2 protein-coding genes are annotated in these 581 nt (G+C 66.1%); one reads left to right on the top strand and one right to left on the bottom strand.

Annotation, left to right across the window (positions count from 1 at the left end; translation table 11 throughout):
• A partial coding sequence (locus XANALMUS060_RS22600; protein WP_045739504.1) for a hypothetical protein occupies positions 1 to 229 on the bottom strand: 229 nt, incomplete at its 3' end.
• 7 nt (positions 230 to 236) lie between these two features.
• On the opposite strand from XANALMUS060_RS22600, the gene XANALMUS060_RS17295 reads away from it, so the two are divergent.
• Positions 237 to 581 (top strand): AMP-binding protein (locus XANALMUS060_RS17295; protein WP_045739503.1); only part of this gene is annotated, 345 nt, incomplete at its 3' end.

Below are 581 nucleotides of genomic sequence, written 5' to 3'. Positions count from 1 at the left end.
TGCCATCGCGCTGCGCCAAGGACAACGCCTGCTGCGCTACGCCGAACTGGAGGCACACGCCAACCAACTCGCCCAGCGTCTGCGTCGCTCCGGCGTCGGCGTGGAAAATCGGGTCGCGTTGTACCTGGCGCGCGGCATCGAACAAGTGGTCGCGGTACTCGCAACACTCAAAGCGGGCGCGGCGTATGTGCCGCTGGATCCGGAACTGCCCAGCGAACGTCTGGCCCATCGAACAAGTGGTCGCGGTACTCGCAACACTCAAAGCGGGCGCGGCGTATGTGCCGCTGGATCCGGAACTGCCCAGCGAACGTCTGGCCTTTTTGCTGGAAGACAGCCGTCCACGCGCGGTGCTGACCTGCGCCGATCTGCAGGATCGTCTGCCAGCCAGTCGCGCCATGCAGCGCGTGAGCGTGCTCACTCTCGACGACACAGTGCAGACGCATACCGATCCCGGCGCGACCGATCCCGGCGCACCGGATGTCCCCGGCCTGTGCCCGGACAATCTGGCCTACATCCTCTACACCTCCGGTTCCACCGGCCAACCCAAGGGCACCTTGCTCACGCATGCCGGTGCGGCGCAT

Origin of the sequence: Xanthomonas sp. MUS 060 (assembly GCF_000963215.1) — a bacterium.
Classification (GTDB): domain Bacteria; phylum Pseudomonadota; class Gammaproteobacteria; order Xanthomonadales; family Xanthomonadaceae; genus Xanthomonas_A.
Note: the sequence above shows the minus strand (reverse complement) of the source record. Positions and strands in the feature narration are given on the sequence as shown.